This window comes from Psychrobacillus sp. PGGUH221 (genome assembly GCF_042055255.1).
Classification (GTDB): domain Bacteria; phylum Bacillota; class Bacilli; order Bacillales_A; family Planococcaceae; genus Psychrobacillus.
Genome location: NZ_JAQMHQ010000011.1, coordinates 184,197 through 204,669, shown reverse-complemented (window position 1 = coordinate 204,669; position 20,473 = coordinate 184,197). Strand labels below are relative to the sequence as shown.

The window sequence follows — 20,473 nt, the reverse complement described above, 5'->3', positions numbered from 1 at the left end:
AATAGGGGGAGATTTCCATTGAAGAAAATGTCATTTTTTGAACAAGTTTTAAGTGCAGTTTTTATTCTCATAGGAATGTTTTTTTTAACTTTTGCAGTGCTTTTCTTTACTTTAATTATTGGGAAAATATCGTATGTAGCATTCATATTAACAAGTGGAGTTGTGGTATATATCTTTTTTGTTCTTCTTGTCTTTCATTTCTTCCAAACGAAAAAGCGGAAGGTGATTTTCATAAGCTTTGGAATAATTGCGATTTTAGTAAGTACTGTTCCAGCTATTAAGTATGAATATACTAAACGAATTGAGATGGTGGATGCAGAAGTGAATATTTATGTCTATAAACCTTTTTCAGATTCACGAGAAGTAGCAACATTAGAAGAGGCTTCAACTTTGCAGCTTAAAGACCAGCTACCGAGAATGGACGGAGCAACAGCTTTATATCCCTTATACTCAGCATTTGTTCAGGCTACATATCCGGAAAATGACTATTATCCATATGATAGTGCAGTGATGGTTAATACAACACCGGACGCCTACGACAACTTGATTTACGGAAAGGTAGACATGATTTTTGTCGCAGCTCCTTCTGAAGCACAGCTCACTAAAGCAAAGCAACAAGGAAAAGAGCTGGAACTAACGCCAATAGGAAGAGAGGCTTTTGTATTTTTCGTCAATCAAAAAAATAAAGTAAATGGATTAACGATGGAGCAGATAAAGGATATATACTCTGGCAAAGTGACAAATTGGAAAGGGGTCGGAGGGGCAGATGATTCTATTCGTGCCTTTCAGCGCCCGGCAGATAGCGGAAGCCAAACAGCACTCGAAAACTTAATGGGGGACACTTCTATTATGGAGGCACCTTCAGAAGATATAGCTACTGGAATGGGCGGAATTATAAATGAAGTATCGCAGTATAAAAATTTTAAAAATGCAATAGGTTATACTTTCCGTTTTTATTCGACTGAAATGGTAGGAAACGAGAAGATAAAATTATTAGAAATAGATGGTGTGGCACCTACGAAAGAAACGATTCGATCAGGTGCCTATCCAATCGCATCCGAGTTTTATATTGTAACAGCAGGTAGTGATAATCCGAACGTCGAGAAGATGATTGAATGGATACTTTCTGAGCAAGGGCAGAAGTTACTCGAGAAAGCTGGGTACGTTCCCATAGCAAAATGAACAGAGCTCCCGACATAGATGTTGGGAGCTCTTTTTTATGAATAAAACTTAATGTGAACCATCCGATAATAGAGCCAAACCATCCGATAATCTGGCCGAGCCAACCGATTATTGAAGCAAGCCATCCGATTCGACCGGATAAGCATTTTTTCTGTCCGGATAGAAAAAATTGTGACCGGATAAACAGAAATATGTCCGGATAAAAAAATATGTGACCGGATAAATTACTTTCTGTCCATTCAACATCTTTTCTACATTAATTAATGTTCTACTTGTAATAAAAAAAGTCTCGTTATCTATTATCTTGCTGAGCCATCCGAAATTTTGGCTGATGCATCCGAGTTGTGTCCAGATTAAACAAGTCTAGAGTAAATCCAATTCGTCATTTAATTTTTTCGCTTGGTTACGGAAATAAAGATAGAAGGCTGTCCAAAAAATTAAATAAAATCCAGCAAATAATACAATTGCTGAGAAGAAGCTAGACCATTCAAATGGCACCCAGCCAATTCCAAACGCTAAAATAAAATACAATACGACAACGGTTAGAAAATGTAGTCCTGTCTGTTGGGCTAAACGCAATTTTGGATTTTCAAAATAGAGAGGGCTCACCGTGAAAAACCATCCACAAAAAATAGAGCCTAGCGAATTCTTCAAAAATAGTTGCCCATCTATCAGATCTTGTTCTCCAAAAAGCACTATTAAATTAGTAAATAGGACGGCTAAGAAAGCCCCAAAGAAAATGCCAATCATGCTTCGAAAAAGAAAGGTCTTCATACACTTTTCCTCCTATTCATCTTTAATGCTTCTTTAATCGTGTTTACATAGGTTCGGGAAACATATTCCTTTGCACCTGATTTGAAATGCACACATAGGGTGCCATTGAATGATGCTTCAAATCGACTCAATTCATGCAGGTTTGCAATAACGGATTTCGATAGGCGGAGAAATTTATTAGAAGGAAGAATTTCCTCGAGTTCATAAAGTTTTTCTTTTAATTTATAGGAACCAGAAGTAGTAACGGCGATGACTGCTTCTTTTTCTGTATGGAAGTAGTGAATATCCGAAGGTTTTAAAATATGCTGCATTTCTCCCACTTTCCCTACAAGGAATTCTGTTTCTTGCCCTTTTATATAATCAAGTAACTCTTGAACGGAATCATCCAACTTAGGCGTTTCAATTGTAACTTTCGTCTCTTTAAAATCATCATCAATATTCAATGAAACTTTCAACACTTGACACCCCTCTCTCCCTAAGTGTAATGGTTTCATGAGTAGCAAGCTATATCATTTTTCGTCTGTTTTGTATTCTCAAAGTTATTATAGAAACAAGAATTAATGCAACGATATAACCGAGGGAAAGGAGGGTGCTGTGGCCAAAGTTAAGCTGCCCATTCCAAACTGCGATAAACAAATTGTTTATATGATACAAAGGATTAACGTCCGCAATAACTTGCACAAACTTTGGCATCATGTTGATAGGCATCGCAAATCCACCAGTAAGCATAACGATTTGGAAGAGGACGATCGAAAATACAAGGGCACTATTCATATTTTGAAAGAACGAATAAATAGCAGATGCCAAGATAAGAAGCGCAGCATTTATTAAAATGAAAAACCCATAGGAAGACAGAGCCTCCAGCAAATGAAACTGTAAATCATACATAAGCAAACCTATCGAATATATAAACACATATCCAAGGCTTGTAATAATAATGGAGCGGAGAATACTGGAAAGTAATAGCGTTTTTCTGGGAACAGGAGATAGACTGATTCTTTTCTCTATCCCTGTCGTCCGTTGCATTACTTGGTCAAAACCATAAGCGAAAAATACAACCGTAAAAGTAATGAGTAAGATAAAGGAGGGGGTGTAGGTTTGGGCATAGCTTAAGTTTGTGCCATATGTTTGATCCCCATATAATTGCCCCATAAATATATACGTAGCAGGTGGAACGACAACCGTGAAAACTAAATAAAAGATTTCTCTTGTGAACATTAATAAATCATATTTTAATTGTGTTGCTAACATTTAAACTCCCCCTCAAATGGAAACTTTCGCAAGATAAAACGCATGAATAGATTTATAGCCTGTAGCTAGAATATTTTGGGTAGTGTCAAAAGCCTCACTGATTCCATTGTTAATCAGCATCACTTTATCGCAGTACAATTCGATTTCATCCATATTGTGTGTGGTTAAAATGACGGTGCCTCCTGTACGTTTGTTGTAATCGGTAATATACGACCAAAGGAGATTTCGCATATGTGGATCAAGTCCTGTAGTTGGTTCGTCTAATATAAGAAGCCTTGGTTCAGACAAAAATGCTATTGCTAAACTAACTATTTGCTTCCAACCTCCAGAGAGCTTATCAAAGTATTTCTTTCGGTGTGGATCTAATTTGAAATCTGCAATAATTTGTTTAATATCAACGGGTGATTGATAGTACGCTTTGAATAATTTCAGTAATTCTTCTACTTTTAACGTTTTATAAAATTGTGTGGGCTGCAAAACGACAGATATTTGTTTTCGAATATACTCCAATTGGGTAATAGATAGAGACTGTATATCTTCATTTAATACGACTACATTACCAGCATCATATTGTTTAATCGTCATCAGAATCTCAAGAAAAGTTGATTTTCCTGCTCCATTCTTACCGATGACCCCTATAATATCACCTGCTTTTGCTTGAAAATTCACGTCTTGTAAAACATTGTTTTGTCCATAAGATTTTTTTAAATTACGAACGTCAATTATATTCATTGCAATTCCTCCAATAAATTTCTTTGTATACCAAGTTTATGGTGGAATAACTAAAAAGACAGTTTGTTTTAGGTGAGTGGTATTTAAAGGGGAGTGACTTGCAATAAAAAGAAGGTGACTTGCATGGCTTGCCACGATAGGAATGTGAACAGAACGAATTATCATACATATTGATAGGTCTTGTTATAGTAGAAACAATTTATAGGAGGATGTGGGACTATGATTTATGTAAAGCTATTTATACAAATGATTGTAGTAGCAATTTGTATTTATTTTGTTAGTGGACGGTTAATGGGCACCCAGATAAAGTTCACTAAGCGTATATTGTCGGTTGTTCTTAGCGTGTCCTTAACCTCTTTTGTGTATTGGTATTCTTATTTACGTTATACGGATTATTTGAATGAAAGCATGGTCACTGCAGTTACGAATGCAAGCACACTTATTTGGATTGCTAGTATGCTGTTGATCACGATGTTACTTTATCTGTTTTTTGAGTTATTTTCCCCACTTGAATTGGATGAAAGAAGAAATAGACATACCAATCAAAAGTTTTTTCTCAAACGCGTTCGAAACCAATGGCGTCAACAGAAAAGACTGCGCCAAGTCGTTCAAATTGGTCTTACAAATGGTTTTACAAGAGCATTAAAATACGCTCGACATCGAGAAAATGACCGGCAGTTAGCAATTGCTTTCCGAGAAATATTAGAGCAGTCAGGCGGCATCTTCATCAAGTTTGGTCAAGTGTTATCTACGAGAAAGGAACTCTTTTCGGAAGCATTCATCGAGGAGCTTGGCTCATTACAGCAAAATGTGAAGCCTTTGACGGAGGAACAGGTGAAGTCAATTCTGCAAAGAAGCCTGCCTTATAGTTTAGAAAGTGTATTTTCCTATTTTGATATGAAGCCAATTGCAGCTGCATCGATTGGACAAGTACATAAAGCGATTTTAAGAAGAAATAATGAGGAAGTCGTCGTCAAATTGTTACGTCCTGATGTGAAAGATATAATGCGTGACGATTTAAATATATTAGTTGATTTTGCAGATTGGGTTTGTAGTAAATCAACTTGGGCAGAAAGTTTAGGATTTCGAGAGCTTGCAATCGGGTTTGCTGATGGTTTACGAGAGGAAGTAAACTTCGATATAGAAGTACGCAACACGATACAAATTACAAATGCGCTTGTGGAAAGTCAGTATAAAGTGAAGATACCACGTGTTTACACAGAATTTAGTAACAAATGTATGATTGTTTCTGAATATGTTCATGGTGAAAGTGTAGCGGTTGGTGATACATTATTTTATGATCTAGAGATTGATAGAAGAGAATTTGCTCGAACAGTACTTTACTCTTTCATGGAGCAAATGCTTGTTTCAGGTATATTCCATGCGGATCCACATCCAGGGAATATTTTTATAGATAAAAAGGATGGCCTTCCAATATTACTAGATTTCGGTGCAGTCGGTCGACTGGCGGCTCCTCAGCAAGAAGGGATGAAACTACTCTTACTTGGGATTCGGCAAAATGATGCGAGCATACTTTACGATGGAGTGATGTTACTTATCGAAGATGCAGACGATGCAGAACGAGAAGATATTGAACAAGCGTTAGGTCAAATATTATTGAAGATTTCTTATGTGGACCGTGTTCCAACTGAACAACTGATTCAATCTCTATTTGAAGTTGTCCGTGATTTCGGATTGTCCTTTTATCCATCCGTGGGACTTGCACTTCGCTCTCTTATCACATTAGATGGTACATTACGCATTATTACACCCGATTTTGATATTTTCGTAGAAGGAAAAGAGTACTCCAAACAGTATATAGAGTCCATATTGAAAAAACCGTTCAAAGAACCTGGTGCTACAAAGGATTTTATTGAAGAAGAGCTCACGATGATTATCCCAACGCTTCGTAAAATTCCAAGTAGAATAGACCGTCTCGTTCAGCGTGTGGAAAGTGGAAAAATCATCTTGCATCATGATATTTTCTCGGATAGGAAAAATGCAGATTTTGTTACGCAACTGTTTTCCCGATTTGTCTTATTACTTGTCGGAATTACATTTGGGATTATATCCGTAGCACTTTTAGCCATCGCCCAATTTGTGTATGAAGCGTATGCGGTATATTTAAATACAGCAGCTTATGTTGGTTTATTTCTATGTGCGATACTACTTGTCAGACTATCCATACAAGCTATTCGAGATATGAAACGAAGTAATAATTAATATAAATGCAGACTCCCTGCTTGGGGTCTGCATTTTTTAAAAGAAAAGAAAGTATAAAAATTTTGAACAGTGTCTAGCTCCAGACGCCCAGCTCCTCGAGGGACTGGCTTAACAGGGCGATTGCGTTTTTCTTATTTGTTTAGAACGGATTTTTTTGCTAATTGTGTGATGTAATCAAAAAATACATCGTGGTCTACATCGTATACGAGATGAACAGGGCGACCGCTTTCATTTAGTTCAGTTTTACCTTGACTTGCACCACTTGCAATCGCAATACAGTTAACAGTCTTTTTCTCCACTAAATCTTCATGGCCAATAGTGGCAGTTGTTAACACATCCCACAAAAAGTAAGTTGAATTAGTTTGAAAATGAACTAGAGATGGTACGGCTGCATAGCATTGTCCTAAGAAATCAACACCTAGATTCTCACGTTGTCTTGCCCACATTTTACGAATGTCGTTTGTAAGAGGTACTTTATTCGTACTTTCTAGGGCTACTAAATCAATGTTGATATTCGAATTCCAAACTGTTGCAACAGCTTCCGGATCCCAGAATGCATTCCATTCAGCTGTTCCGTCATGTTCAGGCTCTTCAACATTTCCTTTTTCAAGGAATGTACCGCCCATCCAAACAAGCTTCTCGATTTTTTCTTCAATTTCTGGTGCAATTTCAAGCGCACGAGCTAAATCTGTTAATGGACCTACGAAAAGTAATGTGACTTTTTCAGTAGAGGCATTTAATTTATTTACTAAATGAATGTGGGCGGGTTCATCCACAACACCCGTTTTTAGATCGAATTCATTCAAGACTGGTAATGCATCTACATAAAACGCGTGCATACGCCAATCCTTAGGGAAGGGATTCACAGGACGAGAATTTGAAAGAGCAACCTCAACTTGTTTACCCTGTCCAAAACGGTCAATAATTTTTCGACTCGCATATTGTGCTGGTTCTAAATAACAATCAGCTGGAATAACACCAACACCGATTAATTCTACTTCTTCCATTTGTAATAATAAAAATAGTGAGATTAAATCATCTACCCCACCATCGTGATTTAAGTAAACAGGCTTTTTCAAACTAGACACTCCATTTCAATAATCTTCTATTCATATTTTTCCTCTCTAAGTATAAGTTAAAACAGTACTTTTCAACAAATAAAACCACCAGCAAGCTCTTATCAGCAATGGAAAACCCAGCAAAATATTTAGATGCACAAGATAAATATATTGCTGAAATGTTAAAATCGGCAGATGGTTTTGGTACTATAGCTACACGTGCAGATATTATTGAAAAAGTTATTCAACCTGAAATGCAGACTCCCTGCTTAGGAGTCTGCATTTTGTGTTTTCTGACCGGATAAATAAAAATGTGGCCAGATAAAAATATTTGTGACCGTTCAATCTCTTTAACGAGAAGCTGGATTAGTTAAAGTACACTCGTTTCGAAATGTTCAGCGCTTGTTGCGAACGCGTCCTTTTCAATTGTAAATCCTAAGTCTTCAATCATCTTTAAATCTTTCTCTGCTTCTTGACCAGAAGTTGTTAAGTAGTCTCCAAGAAAAATAGAATTTGCCGCATACATAGCCATTGGTTGTAGAGAACGTAAGTTAAGCTCTCGACCACCTGCAATGCGTATTTCTTTTGTAGGTAGCATGAACCTTGCAAATGCCACAATTCGTAAGCACCACATCGGTGTCATTGGTGTTTTATTTTCAAATGCTGTTCCTTCTATCGCATGTAGGAAATTAATCGGGACAGAATCTGCATCCATCGAGTGAAGAGAACGCATCATACTAATAATATTGTCCAAAGATTCACCCATTCCGATTATTACACCGGAACAAGGGGAGATGCCTGCCTGTTTTACTTTTTCAACGGTGCCAACTCGGTCGTCGAATGTATGAGTGGAAACGATATTGTCATGAAAATCTTCCGATGTATTAATATTATGATTGTAGCGATCTATCCCAGCTTCTTTAAGTTCCTCCGCTTGGTTCTCTGCAAGTATTCCAAGGCAGCCACATAACTTTAGTGGCAAGGTTTCTTTTATTTCCCTAGCTGCTTCTTTTACAGTTGCTAACTCATGTCTACTTGGACCACGACCACTTGCTACGATACAAAAAGTACCTGCCCCTAATTCAGCAGCTCGTTTTGCCCCTTCTACAATTTCGTCCTTCGTCATCATTCTATATTTTTCAATTGGGGCATTTGATTCGGATGATTGGGAACAGTAACGACAGTTTTCGGGACAAAGCCCTGACTTCGTATTAATGAGCATATTCAATTTAACATCATTGCCGTAAAAATGATGTCTAATTTTATATGCTGCATCCAGTTGAGCAAGTGTTTCTTTACTATCTGCCTGTAAAAAATCAAGACATTCCTGATTCGTCAGCTGATGGCCGTTTAACACATTTTCTGCTAGTACATTCCAGTTCATCCAATCACCTCATGTTTTAGATTTGTTTGTGTATGTGCTGGAAAAGCTCGAAGCACTTTATAAGAAATCATTGCGGAAAGTACCGATAATGCTAAGTCCTTTGGTAATGGCACTAGCATAAAAGTCCAAGCCATTTGGTAATCAAAACCTGTCGGAGCAGCAAACCAAAATTTATAGGCTATGTACATCCAGTTTGTTCCGATCAAATAGATAATGACTGTCCCCACAAAGGAAGAGATTAATAGCATTCGGAACGATTTACTTTTTTCTACCATTACACCAGTAACCCAAGCCACGAGTATAAATGCCAACAAAAATCCAAACGTTGGACTTAGAATCGCACTAATCCCTCCGCTAAATCGTGCAAACACTGGAATACCTGCTAAACCAATGAATAAATAAATAATCATAGACAATGGTCCATATTTTTTTCCAAGTAAAGCACCAGCAAGCAAACTAACGACTGGCTGAAAAGTAATGGGAACTCCGGCGATAATAAAAAAAGGAAGAATGGATGTTATATTCGCTCCAATTCCCATTAACGCTGCAAATAAGGATGCCAAAATCATCCCGTGTAAACGTGATTTAACCACTTCAACTCCACACCTCTCTTTTCTATTTCATTTTCAATTATATGTATTTCAAATAAATGTGTAAACCTATTTTTATTTTAGGTTAACACAAATGACGTCTAGTAGAACATTAAGAAAAGTGCGATAATATTCTAAAATAAGAAATGCTTGTTGAAATGGGGCAACTAGGATGGTTTATTTAGGGATGGTGTTTTTTCAAGTTGTTGCGCCTATTCTGATCATGTTGGGAATAGGAGCAGCTTTACAGATCAAGTTTCAATTTAATTTGAAGGCGTTATCGAATTTAATCACGTACTGCTTAATGCCTGCAGCAGTATTTGTTAATATTTATGAAACAAAAGTAAACGCTTCTGTAATGGCTGAGATTGTTTTGTACCTAGTGATTTTTAGTATTTGTTTAATGATTTTGGGGACAGTTGTTAGCAAACTACTAAAATTAAATAGAAATCAAGCGGCTATTTATAAAAATAGCATTGTGCTCATTAACTCTGGTAACTATGGGATTCCAGTCAGTCAGATGCTATTCGCAGCTAATCCTCTTGGTACTTCTATTCAAATTATTATCGTTATTTTCCAAAACATCATTACCTATACATATGGCTTATATAATTTAATATCTTCTACAAAGTCTGGGTTGGATATTTTACGTAGTTTATTACGCCTGCCACTCGTACATGCGTTAATCATTGGAGCAGTGATGAACATTTGGAATATAGGTATTCCCATTTCTTTGCGGATACCATTGGATTACTTGGCAAATGCATTTATTTCTATTGCACTTATTACATTGGGAGCCCAGCTAGCTCAGCTTGATATCAAAACAATTTTTAATAAAGTTATATTAACGAGTACGATCGGTCGATTAGTATTAGGCCCGATGCTTGCGTTTGGGTTAATCATATTGATGGATATTGATGGAGTGGTGGCACAATCCTTATTCATAGCAAGTGCATTCCCAACTTCTCGAAATAGCTCTACACTTGCACTGGAGTATGATATTGAGCCAAATTTAGCGGCACAAATTGTATTATTTTCAACGGTTGTTAGCTGCATTACCGTGACAATCGTTATTTATTTATCAAAAGTTTTGTGGGGGTAATATGAAAAAGAATACATTACAAGCACGTATCTTTAGATTTGGGGCTATATTTGTTTCGTTAGTGGCAATAGTCATAGGGATCTCCTTTTACTTTATCATTTCTCATGCAATTGAAAGACAAATAGGGGAGAGGGCCCTTAGTATAGCAATCACTACTGCAGAACGACAAGATATTATTGCTGGCTTTCAATCGGAGAATCCTACTGATGTTCTTCAGCCTATTGCAACATCTATCCAAGAGAGCACAGGGGCAGAGTATGTTGTTATTGGAAATAAAGAAGGAATTCGCTATGCCCATCCTGTAAAGGAAAGAATCGGGCAAAAGATGGTAGGCGATGATAATGAGCAAGCACTAATTTATGGGAAATCCTATATATCGGAAGCTACTGGTACATTGGGAACAGCTCTAAGAGGGAAAGCACCAGTTTTCGATGACAAAGGAGAAGTTATTGGAGTTATTTCAGTTGGATTTTTAAAGGACAATATTGCAATGATATTCATGCAGTATGTGGACAATATTGCATATATCGTTGTAATTGCTATTTTTATAGGAATTGTTGGATCTAGTATATTAGCACGCAATATTAAAAAAGAATTATTTAATTTGGAACCTTCTGAAATAGCGAGTTTATTTACAGAGCGTAATGCATTGATTGAATCTGTACGTGAAGGAATTATTATGGTCGATGCAAACGGTGTCATTACGATGGTCAATTTAGCAGCACACGAAATATTATCTTTACCAGAACAGACGGAGCTAGTTGGTCGTAATATTTGGGAAGTGATCCCAAATACGAATTTACCACAAGTTATGGAGTCTGGAGAAGATCAATTAGATCGTCCAATGGAGATTCGTGGAAAAAAAGCGATTGTAAATCGTATTCCGATTCGAGTAGGAGACAAAATAGTGGGAGCGGTTTCAAGTTTTCGTCTTCAGTCGGATATTGATCGGTTAGCTGAAGAGTTATCGCAAGTGAAGCGTTATACCGAAGCATTACGCGCACAGACACATGAATATAACAATTTTTTATATACGATATCCGGTCTTATTCAGCTAAATTCTTATGAGGAAGCACTTAGTTTAATCCATGTAGAGACAGCAGAACATCAATCATTAATTCAATTCATGACGAAGCATTTACAGGATCCATTCCTTGGGGGGATTGTTATTGGATTTTTAAATCGTGCAAAGGAATTGAAGGTACGATTTGTTTTGGATGAAGACAGTTACTTAGAGAAGCTGCCGAAACATTTACAGAAACACCTCTTTGTCTCGATTATTGGAAACTTAGTAACGAATGGATTTGAAGCAGTCGAGGGCTTACTAGAAGACGAACGGATTGTCCGAGTATTCATATTAGATAACGGAGAAGAAATTTTAATTGAAGTAGAAGATTCAGGAAATGGGATAAAAGAGGAAGTACTAAATGATATTTGGAAGGAAGGAGTTTCTACGAAGGAAGATGGAAATCGAGGATATGGTTTAGTGAAGGTACAGGAAAATGTGAATGATTTGGGTGGCTCGATTGCTATCGAAAGAGGCGATCTAGGAGGAGCTCTGTTTATCGTTTCGATTCCAAAAGGGGGGTATTTACATGACAAACCAAATTGAAATACTAATAGTGGAAGACGATAAAAGAATTTCTGATATTCATCGACGATTTATTGAAAAATTAGTAGGATTTGAGGTCATTGGTTCTGCATTTACAGGGGATGAAGCGAAGGATTGGATAATTTCCTATCAACCAGATTTAGTTTTACTAGATGTATACCTTCCTGATACGTTAGGAACTGACTTGTTAACAGTCATACAGGAGCATAGTCCAGACACAGATATTATTTTCATCACTGCTGCAGCTGAGGCGGATATTGTGAAAAAAGCATTTCGTGGTGGTGTGGCAGATTATATTTTGAAACCATTAACATTTGAAAAATTCAAGGAAAGTCTTCTGGCTTATAAAGAAAAAAGAGATATCCTCACAGGAGTAGGCAATGTCCAAGAGGAATTAATCAAGTCACTTTGGAACAATAAAGCGACACCTACACAGTATATGGAATCGATTCCTCCTAAAGGAATCGATCCAATTACGAAAGAAAAAATAGTAAATGAGATAAAAACAATAAAGGAAGGAATTACAGCGGAATCTCTTGGTCTACAAGTAGGGGTGAGTCGATCTACTGCAAGACGCTATTTAGAATATTTAGTTTCAGAAAAGGTTGTGTATGCAGAGCTCATATACGGAACGGTTGGTAGACCGGAGCGAAGATACTTTATCCAGTAGTCGTGAACAATATGAACAAAATGAACTTAATACCCTTTATCCAACTTATAACCAAAAGCATTGAGTTTACGTAATGTTTTGATAAATTATAAACAAGCGAATGAAAACGCTATCATAAAAAGGGGTTAAGGGGGATTTAATGTGAGTATGTGGAAAAAAATTACTTCAATAGCTTTTGTAACATCACTAGCAGTAGGTTTAGCAGCTTGTTCATCCGAAGAAGGGGGAGAAGGAAAAGCAGGAGCTTCTGAGTATCCAAAAAATAATATTACGCTTGTTGCTCCATCTGGTGCAGGGGGCGGATGGGATTTAACAGCACGATCTATCGCAAAAACAATGAATGATACGAAACTAATTGAAAAACCAATCACTGTGGAAAACAAGCCAGGTGGTGGTGGAGCAGTGTACATGGCGGAATTTGCAACGAAGGAAGCAAAGAATGATTATGCATTGATGGTTAAGTCTCCACCAATTCTTATTAATAACAACAAAGCAGAAGGAAATAGCCCATATGGCTACAAGGATACAACACCATTAGCACAGTTAACTCGTGACTACGGTGCAATAGTAGTTAAAAATGACTCTGATTTTAAAACGTTACAAGATGTATTAGATGCGATTAAAGCTGATTCAAAGGCTGTAACACTTGCAGGAGGATCTGCACCAGGGTCTATGGACCATTTAGTAGGAGTTCTACCAGCATTTGAATATGGAATTGATCCGAAAACAGTTAAGTATGTTTCGTATGATGGCGGTGGAGAAGCAGTGGCTGCTCTTCTTGGTGGAAACGCAGATGTAATTGCAACGGATGCATCTACAATTGCTACGTACGTAAAATCTGGCGATGTACGTGTACTTGCAGTTAGCTCGACAGAACGTTTAGAAGGTGATTTAGCAGATGTGCCAACATTCAAAGAGTCTGGTATCGATGCAGAATTTACAATTTGGCGAGGTATTTTCGGACCGAAAGAAATGTCAGAAGGCGCTAAAAACTACTGGTCTGAAAAATTAAGTGAAATGGTAGAAACGGAAGAATGGAAAGCTGAGCTTACGAAGAACGGTTGGGCTAGTGAATACCGTAACGCTGAAGACTTTACTAAGTATTTAGAAGACCAAGATAAAGTGATTGTTGAATTATTAACAGCACTTGGCATGCAGAAATAAAAAGTAATTGGCGGCCATTGTTGCCGCCTTTTCTATTAGAAAGGAGAGTGCACTGTGAATAAAAAATTTGATCGAATAGCCGGAATTGCTTTTTTATTAATTGGAATTCTGTTTTTTGTAGAGAGCCAAAGAATTTCAGATAGTGCTTATGGGTCTACTGTCGGTCCGAAGATTTTCCCGATGGGCCTTGGAATAATTTTAATATTATTAAGCATTCGACTATTATATGAAACATTTAAATATAAATCGGAAGACTCCCAAAAGGAGCAATTGCAATATAAGAAGTTCCTAATCATCTTTGGAGGCGCAGTATTATATGCATTTTTCTTAGAGATAGTTGGTTACGTCGTATCTACTTTTCTATTTTTATTCATAGCTTTTCAAACGATGGAGAGAGGGAAAACAGTTTCCTCTGTAGTTATAGCAGCAGTATTTTCATTTGGCATTTATTATTTATTTTCAGAGCTTCTTGGTGGGTCATTGCCAGGATTCCCGCTGTTTTAAGGAAGGAGAGATTAAGCTATGGACACATTGCAATTTTTAGCTGACGGATTTAGTGTCGCATTTCAATGGCATAATATATTGTTCGCCTTTGTTGGTGTGGTTATCGGAACAGCAGTTGGCGTATTGCCAGGTATCGGTCCGATGAGTGGTGTTGCTCTTCTCATTCCAGTAACAGCAACGATTACATCTGGAATGCCAACTGGAGCAGCTGCAGCAAGCTCGATTATTTTATTAGCAGGAGTATATTACGGAGCGATGTATGGTGGCTCTACAACTTCTATTCTATTGAATACACCAGGAGAATCGTCTTCTGTTGTAACAACTTTAGATGGTTACCAAATGGCGAAACAAGGTCGAGCAGGAGCAGCTTTGGCAATTTCGGCAATTGGGTCATTTTGTGCAGGGATAGTTTCGTTAATTGGACTTGTACTATTAGCCGAACCACTCTCGAATGTGGCTATAAAATTTGGACCAGCAGAATATTTTTCGTTAATGTTATTAGGTTTAGCAGCAGTGAGCGGACTTGCAGGAAAATCAATGACGAAAGCATTAATGATGACTGTTTTCGGACTTATGCTAGGAACAGTAGGAATAGATGCGGTTTCGGGAATTGCCCGCTTTACATATGACCTTCCCATTTTATATTCAGGATTCGAATTTTTAACGATTGCAGTTGGTTTATTTGCCCTGGGGGAAGTGTTTAAAACAATTTTAGAACGAGATGAAGAGTCAGGGGCAATTGCTAAGATCAATCGGATATTGCCAACAAAGCAGGATATGAAGGAAAGTGCCGTACCAATTGCCCGTGGTTCACTTCTAGGCTTTTTTATAGGTGTTTTACCAGGAGCAGGTGCAACACTAGCTTCATTCTTCTCCTATATGACGGAGAAAAAATTTAGTAAAACTCCAGAGAAATTTGGAACCGGACATATTGCTGGAGTGGCGGGTCCGGAGTCAGCAAACAACGCAGCATCTGGCGGAGCAATGATTCCACTTTTAACTTTAGGGATACCTGGATCAGGTACGACCGCTATACTAATGGGTGCACTCATCATGTACAATATTCAACCAGGCCCATTATTATTTGATGAACATCCAGAAGTTGCATGGGGCCTAATCGCAAGTATGTTCATCGGGAACTTAATGTTACTTGTGCTGAATATGCCACTAGTAAGAGTCTTTGCAAAAATCATTCAGACACCAAAGAAGTATTTGCTACCAATGATTGTTGCCATCTCATTCTTCGGTGTTTACGCAGTACAATATACAACATTTGATCTCTTCATATTGTTAGGCTGTGGAGTTTTAGGTTATCTATTATCGAAGAACGATTACCCAGTAGCTCCTTTAGTTTTAGCACTTGTACTTGGCCCAATGATTGAAAACAATATGCGTCGTGCTTTAACGATTTCGAATGGAGACTTTAGTATCTTCGTAACAAAACCGTTATCGCTAGTTTTCATCATTGCAGCTGCAGCATGGTTATTGATTCCTTTACTTTTAAAATTAAAGGGACGTCAAGTTATAGTGAACGAAGAAGAATAAGGTAAATGCAGACTCTACTTGAATGGAGAGTCTGCATTTTTTAGTTTCTGACCGGATAAATAGATTTGTGACTGGATAGAAAGTTTTCTGACCGGATATAAAAAAATGTGTCCGGATAAAATAATTTCTGACCGTTCAACCGATTTATATACTAGTAGTAACCATGTATATAATTTTTTTAGATATGGGGTGTTCAAGTAGGAACGGTTGTTTCTGATTAATAGCGGTATAATCTGTTAAAAAAATATATTGACACATGAGGTATCTAATTATATATTAATTTCAGTACCAATTTTCTGAATATAATATATTCATTGAATTTATTTTTTTTGCACTAACTTGTACCTACAACCTGTTGACCCTATTTATACTTAATTTAATATTGTACTAGATTGCTATGGATTATATAGTACAATTATATAAATTGAAAACGGTTGCAAAGGAAAGAGGTACAAAAAAATTGGTTAGATTAAAAGATATTGCTAAGCACGTTGGAGTGTCAATTACTACTGTTTCTCGCGTCATTAAAAATGATTCTTCACGGAATGTGAATCCTGAAACAAAGAAAAAAGTTTGGCAGGCTGTAAAAGAGCTGGGCTATGTACCAAACGAATACGCTCGGAATCTTGTCGCATCTTCCCTGCAAGAAAAGAAGAGCACTAGGAGAATCGCATGGCTTGCAAGTCCACGTCTTGCCGAGTCTAACCCATACTTTTCCAAAATATATTCCGGTATTAGTGAAACATTGAATAATGCAGGCTACTCGCTATTACTGTTAAGTAATGAGGATTTGGAAGACGAAGCTTTTTTTCATCAGATTATTAGGGAAAAGGAAGTAGATGGGGTTTTACTGATTGATAAGGTGGATGAAGAAATACTTCTTGAAATCAAGGATATGATTCCAGTCGTGGGCGTTGACTTTAACTATAGTGATCATGCAATTTCCACTGTAGATTATGACCGAGAAGAAGCAGCTTTTAAAGCAGTGGAACATCTAATATCAAAAGGACATCGTCATATCGGTTTCATCGGTGGTGGAATTGACATTACAATGACAAACGAAAAACGTTTCAAAGGATTTAAAAAAGCAATGAATGAATTTGGATTGCCTATTAGAGAAAGTTGGATCATTAATTCAAATTGGTGCTTGGAACAAAGCTATAAAGCTACAAAGGAATTATTAAATAATCCTCAAAATAATCGCCCAACTGCTATTTTTTGTGCTGGTGACTTACTAGCGATTGCTGCGATGCGGGCTGCACACGAACTTGATCTTAACATTCCAGGAGATATTGCATTTATCGGCATTGATAATAATGATATGGCTCAATATGTAGTTCCTTCATTGTCGACCATATCGATACCTCAATATGAAATGGGTGTTATCGCAGCCAAAACGCTGATGAATCAAATTGAAGATAATCCAAATATAGCTTTAAAAACCTTATTACCATTTGAATTACTAATTCGTCAATCTACATGAAATTTTGGAGATTACTTAATCAAGCATTACGGGAAAACGTTATCCGTAAATACGGGAAATTTTCCGAGATAGAAATGACAATAAATATTGATGGGGTGGAGAAATGAAGAAAGTAAGAATGGGCATTATCGGAGTTGGTCTTCGAGGAGGACTAGCACACTACTGGCATAAGCCCGAAGGTGAATCAGAAGTAGTTGCGGTCGCAGATATTTCTCAAGAGCGATTGTCGAAGTTTCAAGAGAAATTCGATTCTCCAATATTCATGACACAGGATTACAGAGAACTATTGAAACGTGAAGATGTGGATGCAGTTGCGGTGTTATCACCGGATTACTTGCATGAGGAACATGTTATAGCAGCACTTGAGGCAGGTAAACATGTCTATTCTGAAAAACCACTTGCTATTACGGTAGAAGGATGCGACCGGATTATTGACGTTTGGCAGAAATCAGGAAAACATTTAATGGTTGGTTTCAATATGCGTTATATGAGCATGTACCAGACGATGAAAGAATTAATTGACTCAGGTGCTATTGGGGAATTGAAGAGTATTTGGGTTCGTCATTTTGTCGGATTTGGTGGTTACTTCTATTACCACGATTGGCATGGAAAATCAGAAAATACAACTTCACTTCTGTTACAGAAAGGTTCACATGATCTTGACGTTATCCATTGGATTTCAGGTAAGTATGCGACGAAAGTTTCAGCATTTGGTGGGCTTGACTATTATGGTGGGAACAATCCAAACGACTTAACTTGTCCCGAGTGTGAATTAAAGAATACGTGTCCAGAGTATGTTGCCCATACATTTACGGAATGTGCATTCCGCGAAGAAATCGATGTGGAAGATAATAATATGCTCATTATGGAACTTGAAGGCGGTATTAAGGCATCTTATCTTCAATGTCATTTTACACCAGATTATTCACGGAACTATACGTTCATCGGGACAAAAGGTCGTATAGAGAATGATGATGTAAACGGAAAAATATACTTGAAAACTCGAAAAACAAACTCATGGAAAGATTTTAGTGATGTTACCTATGAGATGAAGCCTGAAGATGGTAGTCATGGTGGAGCAGATCCTAAAATTACGCAAGATTTTGTAGAGTTAGTGCTGTATGATAAACAACCTCTAACAACGCCATTTGCAGGGAGAATGAGTGTAGCAGTCGGATGTGCAGCAACAGAATCTATACGTGCTGGCGGTAAAGTAGTCAATATTTCACAAGAATCTAGCATAGTTCACAATTAAATAGGATAGCAGGAAAAGGGGTGTGATCATGACAAATTTGAGTGAAGGCGTAGGCTATGTAGAAGATACAGACAATAGAGGGAAAAAGAAGTCATTGAAAAATCGACAAAAGTTGAAGAAAAGTGCATGGGTTGAATGGAAAAAGTCTTTTAGAAAAAATTGGGAACTGTATTTATTGCTTACACCCGTAATTTTATACTTTCTGATTTTTCATTACTTTCCTCTCTATGGTTTGCAAATTGCATTTAAAGATTTCATTGCATCAAAAGGGATTATGGGGAGCCCATGGGTAGGATTTAAACACTTTGAGCGGTTCTTTGATAGTTACTATTTTTGGAGACTAATAAAAAATACATTAGGAATTGGTATTTTTACGCTAGCTGTTTCTTTTCCAATCCCTATTATACTAGCGCTCATGTTAAATGAAATAAAAAGTTTACGTTATAAAAAATTCGTACAGACAGTTATATATGCACCGCATTTCTTATCGACTGTAGTTGTTGTAGGAATGCTCCTGTTGTTTTTGAAAACAGATGGGTTAGTCAATCAGATTATCCAACTTTTCGGAGGTTCACCGATTGATTTTATCACGGAGCCGGCTTGGTTTAAAAGCTTGTACGTGTTCTCGGATGTATGGCAAACGATGGGGTGGAGCTCCATTATTTATATTGCTGCGCTTGCTGCAGTGGACCCGGCACAACATGAAGCTGCAATGATAGATGGAGCGTCAAAATTTCAACGAATTATCCATATCAACATCCCGGCAATCATGCCTACTATTGTTATTCTTTTCATTTTGAATGCTGGATCTGTTATGGCTGTAGGGTTTGAAAAAGTATATCTAATGCAAAATGATTTAAATATGTCGACGTCTGATGTAATTTCGACATTTGTTTACCGAAGTGGAATTTTGGAAGCTCAATATAGTTTCTCAGCTGCGGTAGGACTGTTCAACTCGCTCATTAACTTCATCATGCTCATTATGGTAAATCAGATTGCAAAAAAAGTGAATGAGACAAGTCTATGGTAAGGGGTGACTAGATTGAGAGAAACTAAAACTGATCGCGCGTTTAATGTATTCAACTATGTATTTCTTGCAATTGTCGCTTTTCTCGTAATCTATCCATTAATTTTTGTTTTTAGTGCTTCTCTTAGTAACCCTCAGAATGTCATATCAGGCGATATGTGGTTATGGCCAAAAGAGTTTACATTAGATGCATATGAAAAGGTATTTCAAAACGAGGATATTATAAATGGATTTATTAACACATTGAAGTATACAGTTTTTGGTACGATTCTGAATGTCGTTATGACTATTTTAGCGGCATATCCATTGTCTCGAAGGGATTTAAAAGGTCGCGGATTCCTCATGGCGTTTATCGTTTTTACAATATTTTTTAGTGGTGGGCTTATCCCGACGTACTTACTTATTCGCAATCTTGGGATGTTAAATACGTTTTGGGTTATGATCATCCCAAACGCAGTTGCAGTTTGGAACATTATTATTATGCGAACGTTTTTCCAATCGATTCCTCATGAGTTAGAGGAATCGGCGATGATAGACGGAGCAGGAAATTTTAGGATTTTATGGAGTGTCGTTTTGCCGTTGTCACTTCCAGTTATAGCAGTAATGGTTCTTTTCTACTCGGTCGGTCATTGGAATTCATACTTCCAAGCATTGATTTATTTACAGGATCAAGAGAAGTTTCCACTTCAACTGATTCTTCGTCAAATTCTTATTCAAGGTCAAACTGATGACATGATTAAAGCGACATCAGAAAGCTTTTTAGCTCAGCAACTAAGTGTTGAAGGGTTGAAATATGCTGTACTTATTGTTGCAAATTTGCCTATGCTTATGCTCTATCCATTTTTACAAAGGTATTTTGTGAAAGGTGTCATGATTGGATCACTCAAAGGGTAACAAGGTAAACAGGATAAATAAGG

General features: G+C 37.3%; 20 protein-coding genes. 13 read left to right on the top strand and 7 right to left on the bottom strand.

Features of this window, described 5'->3' with window-relative positions; translation table 11 throughout:
* Window positions 1-27 precede the first annotated feature (27 nt).
* Window positions 28-1,182, top strand: a complete 1,155-nt coding sequence (locus PGC35_RS18940; protein ID WP_375220264.1) for a PstS family phosphate ABC transporter substrate-binding protein — start codon at window positions 28-30, stop codon at window positions 1,180-1,182.
* Between the two features lie 363 nt (window positions 1,183-1,545).
* Here PGC35_RS18940 and PGC35_RS18935 read toward each other — a convergent pair whose 3' ends face one another.
* From PGC35_RS18935 to PGC35_RS18920, 4 genes are read right to left on the bottom strand one after another with little or no spacing between them, the layout of a single operon-like run.
* Window positions 1,546-1,956 carry a DUF3021 domain-containing protein gene (locus PGC35_RS18935; RefSeq protein ID WP_375220239.1) on the bottom strand — a complete coding sequence of 137 codons (411 nt, stop codon included), beginning with the start codon at window positions 1,954-1,956 and terminating at the stop codon, window positions 1,546-1,548.
* Window positions 1,953-2,411 (bottom strand): LytTR family DNA-binding domain-containing protein, encoded by a 459-nt coding sequence (locus PGC35_RS18930; protein WP_375220263.1) that lies wholly within the window; start codon window positions 2,409-2,411, stop codon window positions 1,953-1,955. The genes PGC35_RS18935 and PGC35_RS18930 overlap by 4 nt, the downstream gene beginning before the upstream one ends.
* Window positions 2,412-2,460: 49 nt before the next feature.
* Entirely contained in the window at window positions 2,461-3,207 is a 747-nt protein-coding gene (locus tag PGC35_RS18925; protein ID WP_375220238.1) for an ABC transporter permease, read from the bottom strand.
* A gap of 12 nt (window positions 3,208-3,219) precedes the next feature.
* Window positions 3,220-3,939, bottom strand: coding sequence for an ABC transporter ATP-binding protein (locus tag PGC35_RS18920; RefSeq protein ID WP_375220237.1), 720 nt, complete (start codon window positions 3,937-3,939; stop codon window positions 3,220-3,222).
* 219 nt (window positions 3,940-4,158) lie between these two features.
* Between PGC35_RS18920 and PGC35_RS18915 the strand changes: the two genes are divergently transcribed.
* Window positions 4,159-6,162, top strand: coding sequence for an ABC1 kinase family protein (locus PGC35_RS18915; RefSeq protein WP_375220236.1), 2,004 nt, complete (start codon window positions 4,159-4,161; stop codon window positions 6,160-6,162).
* A 131-nt stretch (window positions 6,163-6,293) separates the two neighbouring features.
* Here PGC35_RS18915 and PGC35_RS18910 read toward each other — a convergent pair whose 3' ends face one another.
* Window positions 6,294-7,241: a nucleoside hydrolase gene (locus PGC35_RS18910; RefSeq protein ID WP_375220235.1), complete on the bottom strand. Its 948-nt coding sequence runs from the start codon at window positions 7,239-7,241 to the stop codon at window positions 6,294-6,296.
* A 107-nt stretch (window positions 7,242-7,348) separates the two neighbouring features.
* Between PGC35_RS18910 and PGC35_RS18905 the strand changes: the two genes are divergently transcribed.
* Window positions 7,349-7,525 carry a hypothetical protein gene (locus tag PGC35_RS18905; protein WP_156316834.1) on the top strand — a complete coding sequence of 59 codons (177 nt, stop codon included), beginning with the start codon at window positions 7,349-7,351 and terminating at the stop codon, window positions 7,523-7,525.
* 65 nt (window positions 7,526-7,590) lie between these two features.
* Here the strand turns inward: PGC35_RS18905 and bioB are convergent, their stop codons facing one another.
* Together bioB and PGC35_RS18895 are read right to left on the bottom strand one after the other, a co-directional pair.
* Window positions 7,591-8,604, bottom strand: coding sequence for a biotin synthase BioB (bioB, locus tag PGC35_RS18900; protein ID WP_375220234.1), 1,014 nt, complete (start codon window positions 8,602-8,604; stop codon window positions 7,591-7,593).
* On the bottom strand, window positions 8,601-9,197 hold the full coding sequence (locus tag PGC35_RS18895) for a biotin transporter BioY (RefSeq protein WP_375220233.1): 597 nt from the start codon (window positions 9,195-9,197) through the stop codon (window positions 8,601-8,603). Before PGC35_RS18895 ends, bioB begins: the two co-directional genes overlap by 4 nt.
* A 169-nt stretch (window positions 9,198-9,366) precedes the next feature.
* On the opposite strand from PGC35_RS18895, the gene PGC35_RS18890 reads away from it, so the two are divergent.
* The 10 genes from PGC35_RS18890 (at window position 9,367) to PGC35_RS18845 (ending at window position 20,450) form a co-directional block, all read left to right on the top strand.
* A complete protein-coding gene (locus tag PGC35_RS18890; RefSeq protein ID WP_375220232.1) occupies window positions 9,367-10,296 on the top strand; it encodes an AEC family transporter in 930 nt (309 codons plus the stop codon).
* A 1-nt stretch (window position 10,297) separates the two neighbouring features.
* Window positions 10,298-11,908 (top strand): ATP-binding protein, encoded by a 1,611-nt coding sequence (locus PGC35_RS18885; protein WP_375220231.1) that lies wholly within the window; start codon window positions 10,298-10,300, stop codon window positions 11,906-11,908.
* Window positions 11,892-12,578: a response regulator gene (locus PGC35_RS18880; RefSeq protein WP_375220230.1), complete on the top strand. Its 687-nt coding sequence runs from the start codon at window positions 11,892-11,894 to the stop codon at window positions 12,576-12,578. Before PGC35_RS18885 ends, PGC35_RS18880 begins: the two co-directional genes overlap by 17 nt.
* A 147-nt stretch (window positions 12,579-12,725) precedes the next feature.
* Window positions 12,726-13,742 carry a Bug family tripartite tricarboxylate transporter substrate binding protein gene (locus PGC35_RS18875; RefSeq protein ID WP_375220262.1) on the top strand — a complete coding sequence of 339 codons (1,017 nt, stop codon included), beginning with the start codon at window positions 12,726-12,728 and terminating at the stop codon, window positions 13,740-13,742.
* Between the two features lie 54 nt (window positions 13,743-13,796).
* Window positions 13,797-14,246 carry a tripartite tricarboxylate transporter TctB family protein gene (locus PGC35_RS18870; RefSeq protein ID WP_053591716.1) on the top strand — a complete coding sequence of 150 codons (450 nt, stop codon included), beginning with the start codon at window positions 13,797-13,799 and terminating at the stop codon, window positions 14,244-14,246.
* Window positions 14,247-14,264: 18 nt separating this feature from the next.
* Window positions 14,265-15,791 (top strand): tripartite tricarboxylate transporter permease, encoded by a 1,527-nt coding sequence (locus PGC35_RS18865; protein ID WP_053591717.1) that lies wholly within the window; start codon window positions 14,265-14,267, stop codon window positions 15,789-15,791.
* 397 nt (window positions 15,792-16,188) lie between these two features.
* Complete coding sequence (locus tag PGC35_RS18860; protein WP_375220229.1) at window positions 16,189-17,274, top strand: LacI family DNA-binding transcriptional regulator; 1,086 nt, start codon at window positions 16,189-16,191, stop codon at window positions 17,272-17,274.
* A 103-nt stretch (window positions 17,275-17,377) separates the two neighbouring features.
* Complete coding sequence (locus PGC35_RS18855; RefSeq protein WP_053591719.1) at window positions 17,378-18,529, top strand: Gfo/Idh/MocA family protein; 1,152 nt, start codon at window positions 17,378-17,380, stop codon at window positions 18,527-18,529.
* Window positions 18,530-18,557: 28 nt separating this feature from the next.
* Complete coding sequence (locus PGC35_RS18850) at window positions 18,558-19,559, top strand: ABC transporter permease (protein ID WP_375220228.1); 1,002 nt, start codon at window positions 18,558-18,560, stop codon at window positions 19,557-19,559.
* A gap of 12 nt (window positions 19,560-19,571) precedes the next feature.
* Window positions 19,572-20,450 carry a carbohydrate ABC transporter permease gene (locus tag PGC35_RS18845; RefSeq protein WP_375220227.1) on the top strand — a complete coding sequence of 293 codons (879 nt, stop codon included), beginning with the start codon at window positions 19,572-19,574 and terminating at the stop codon, window positions 20,448-20,450.
* The last annotated feature ends 23 nt before the right edge of the window (window positions 20,451-20,473 follow it).

What these genes read in the sequence shown, in the direction of transcription:
- PGC35_RS18940 (WP_375220264.1), top strand. Translation starts at nt 28, where the DNA reads ATGTCATTTTTTGAACAAGTTTTAAGTGCAGTTTTTATTCTCATAGGA.
- PGC35_RS18935 (WP_375220239.1), bottom strand. Translation starts at nt 1,956, where the DNA reads ATGAAGACCTTTCTTTTTCGAAGCATGATTGGCATTTTCTTTGGGGCT.
- PGC35_RS18925 (WP_375220238.1), bottom strand. Translation starts at nt 3,207, where the DNA reads ATGTTAGCAACACAATTAAAATATGATTTATTAATGTTCACAAGAGAA.
- PGC35_RS18920 (WP_375220237.1), bottom strand. Translation starts at nt 3,939, where the DNA reads ATGAATATAATTGACGTTCGTAATTTAAAAAAATCTTATGGACAAAAC.
- PGC35_RS18915 (WP_375220236.1), top strand. Translation starts at nt 4,159, where the DNA reads ATGATTTATGTAAAGCTATTTATACAAATGATTGTAGTAGCAATTTGT.
- PGC35_RS18905 (WP_156316834.1), top strand. Translation starts at nt 7,349, where the DNA reads ATGGAAAACCCAGCAAAATATTTAGATGCACAAGATAAATATATTGCT.
- bioB (WP_375220234.1), bottom strand. Translation starts at nt 8,604, where the DNA reads ATGAACTGGAATGTACTAGCAGAAAATGTGTTAAACGGCCATCAGCTG.
- PGC35_RS18890 (WP_375220232.1), top strand. Translation starts at nt 9,367, where the DNA reads ATGGTTTATTTAGGGATGGTGTTTTTTCAAGTTGTTGCGCCTATTCTG.
- PGC35_RS18885 (WP_375220231.1), top strand. Translation starts at nt 10,298, where the DNA reads ATGAAAAAGAATACATTACAAGCACGTATCTTTAGATTTGGGGCTATA.
- PGC35_RS18880 (WP_375220230.1), top strand. Translation starts at nt 11,892, where the DNA reads ATGACAAACCAAATTGAAATACTAATAGTGGAAGACGATAAAAGAATT.
- PGC35_RS18875 (WP_375220262.1), top strand. Translation starts at nt 12,726, where the DNA reads ATGTGGAAAAAAATTACTTCAATAGCTTTTGTAACATCACTAGCAGTA.
- PGC35_RS18865 (WP_053591717.1), top strand. Translation starts at nt 14,265, where the DNA reads ATGGACACATTGCAATTTTTAGCTGACGGATTTAGTGTCGCATTTCAA.
- PGC35_RS18860 (WP_375220229.1), top strand. Translation starts at nt 16,189, where the DNA reads ATGGATTATATAGTACAATTATATAAATTGAAAACGGTTGCAAAGGAA.
- PGC35_RS18855 (WP_053591719.1), top strand. Translation starts at nt 17,378, where the DNA reads ATGAAGAAAGTAAGAATGGGCATTATCGGAGTTGGTCTTCGAGGAGGA.
- PGC35_RS18850 (WP_375220228.1), top strand. Translation starts at nt 18,558, where the DNA reads ATGACAAATTTGAGTGAAGGCGTAGGCTATGTAGAAGATACAGACAAT.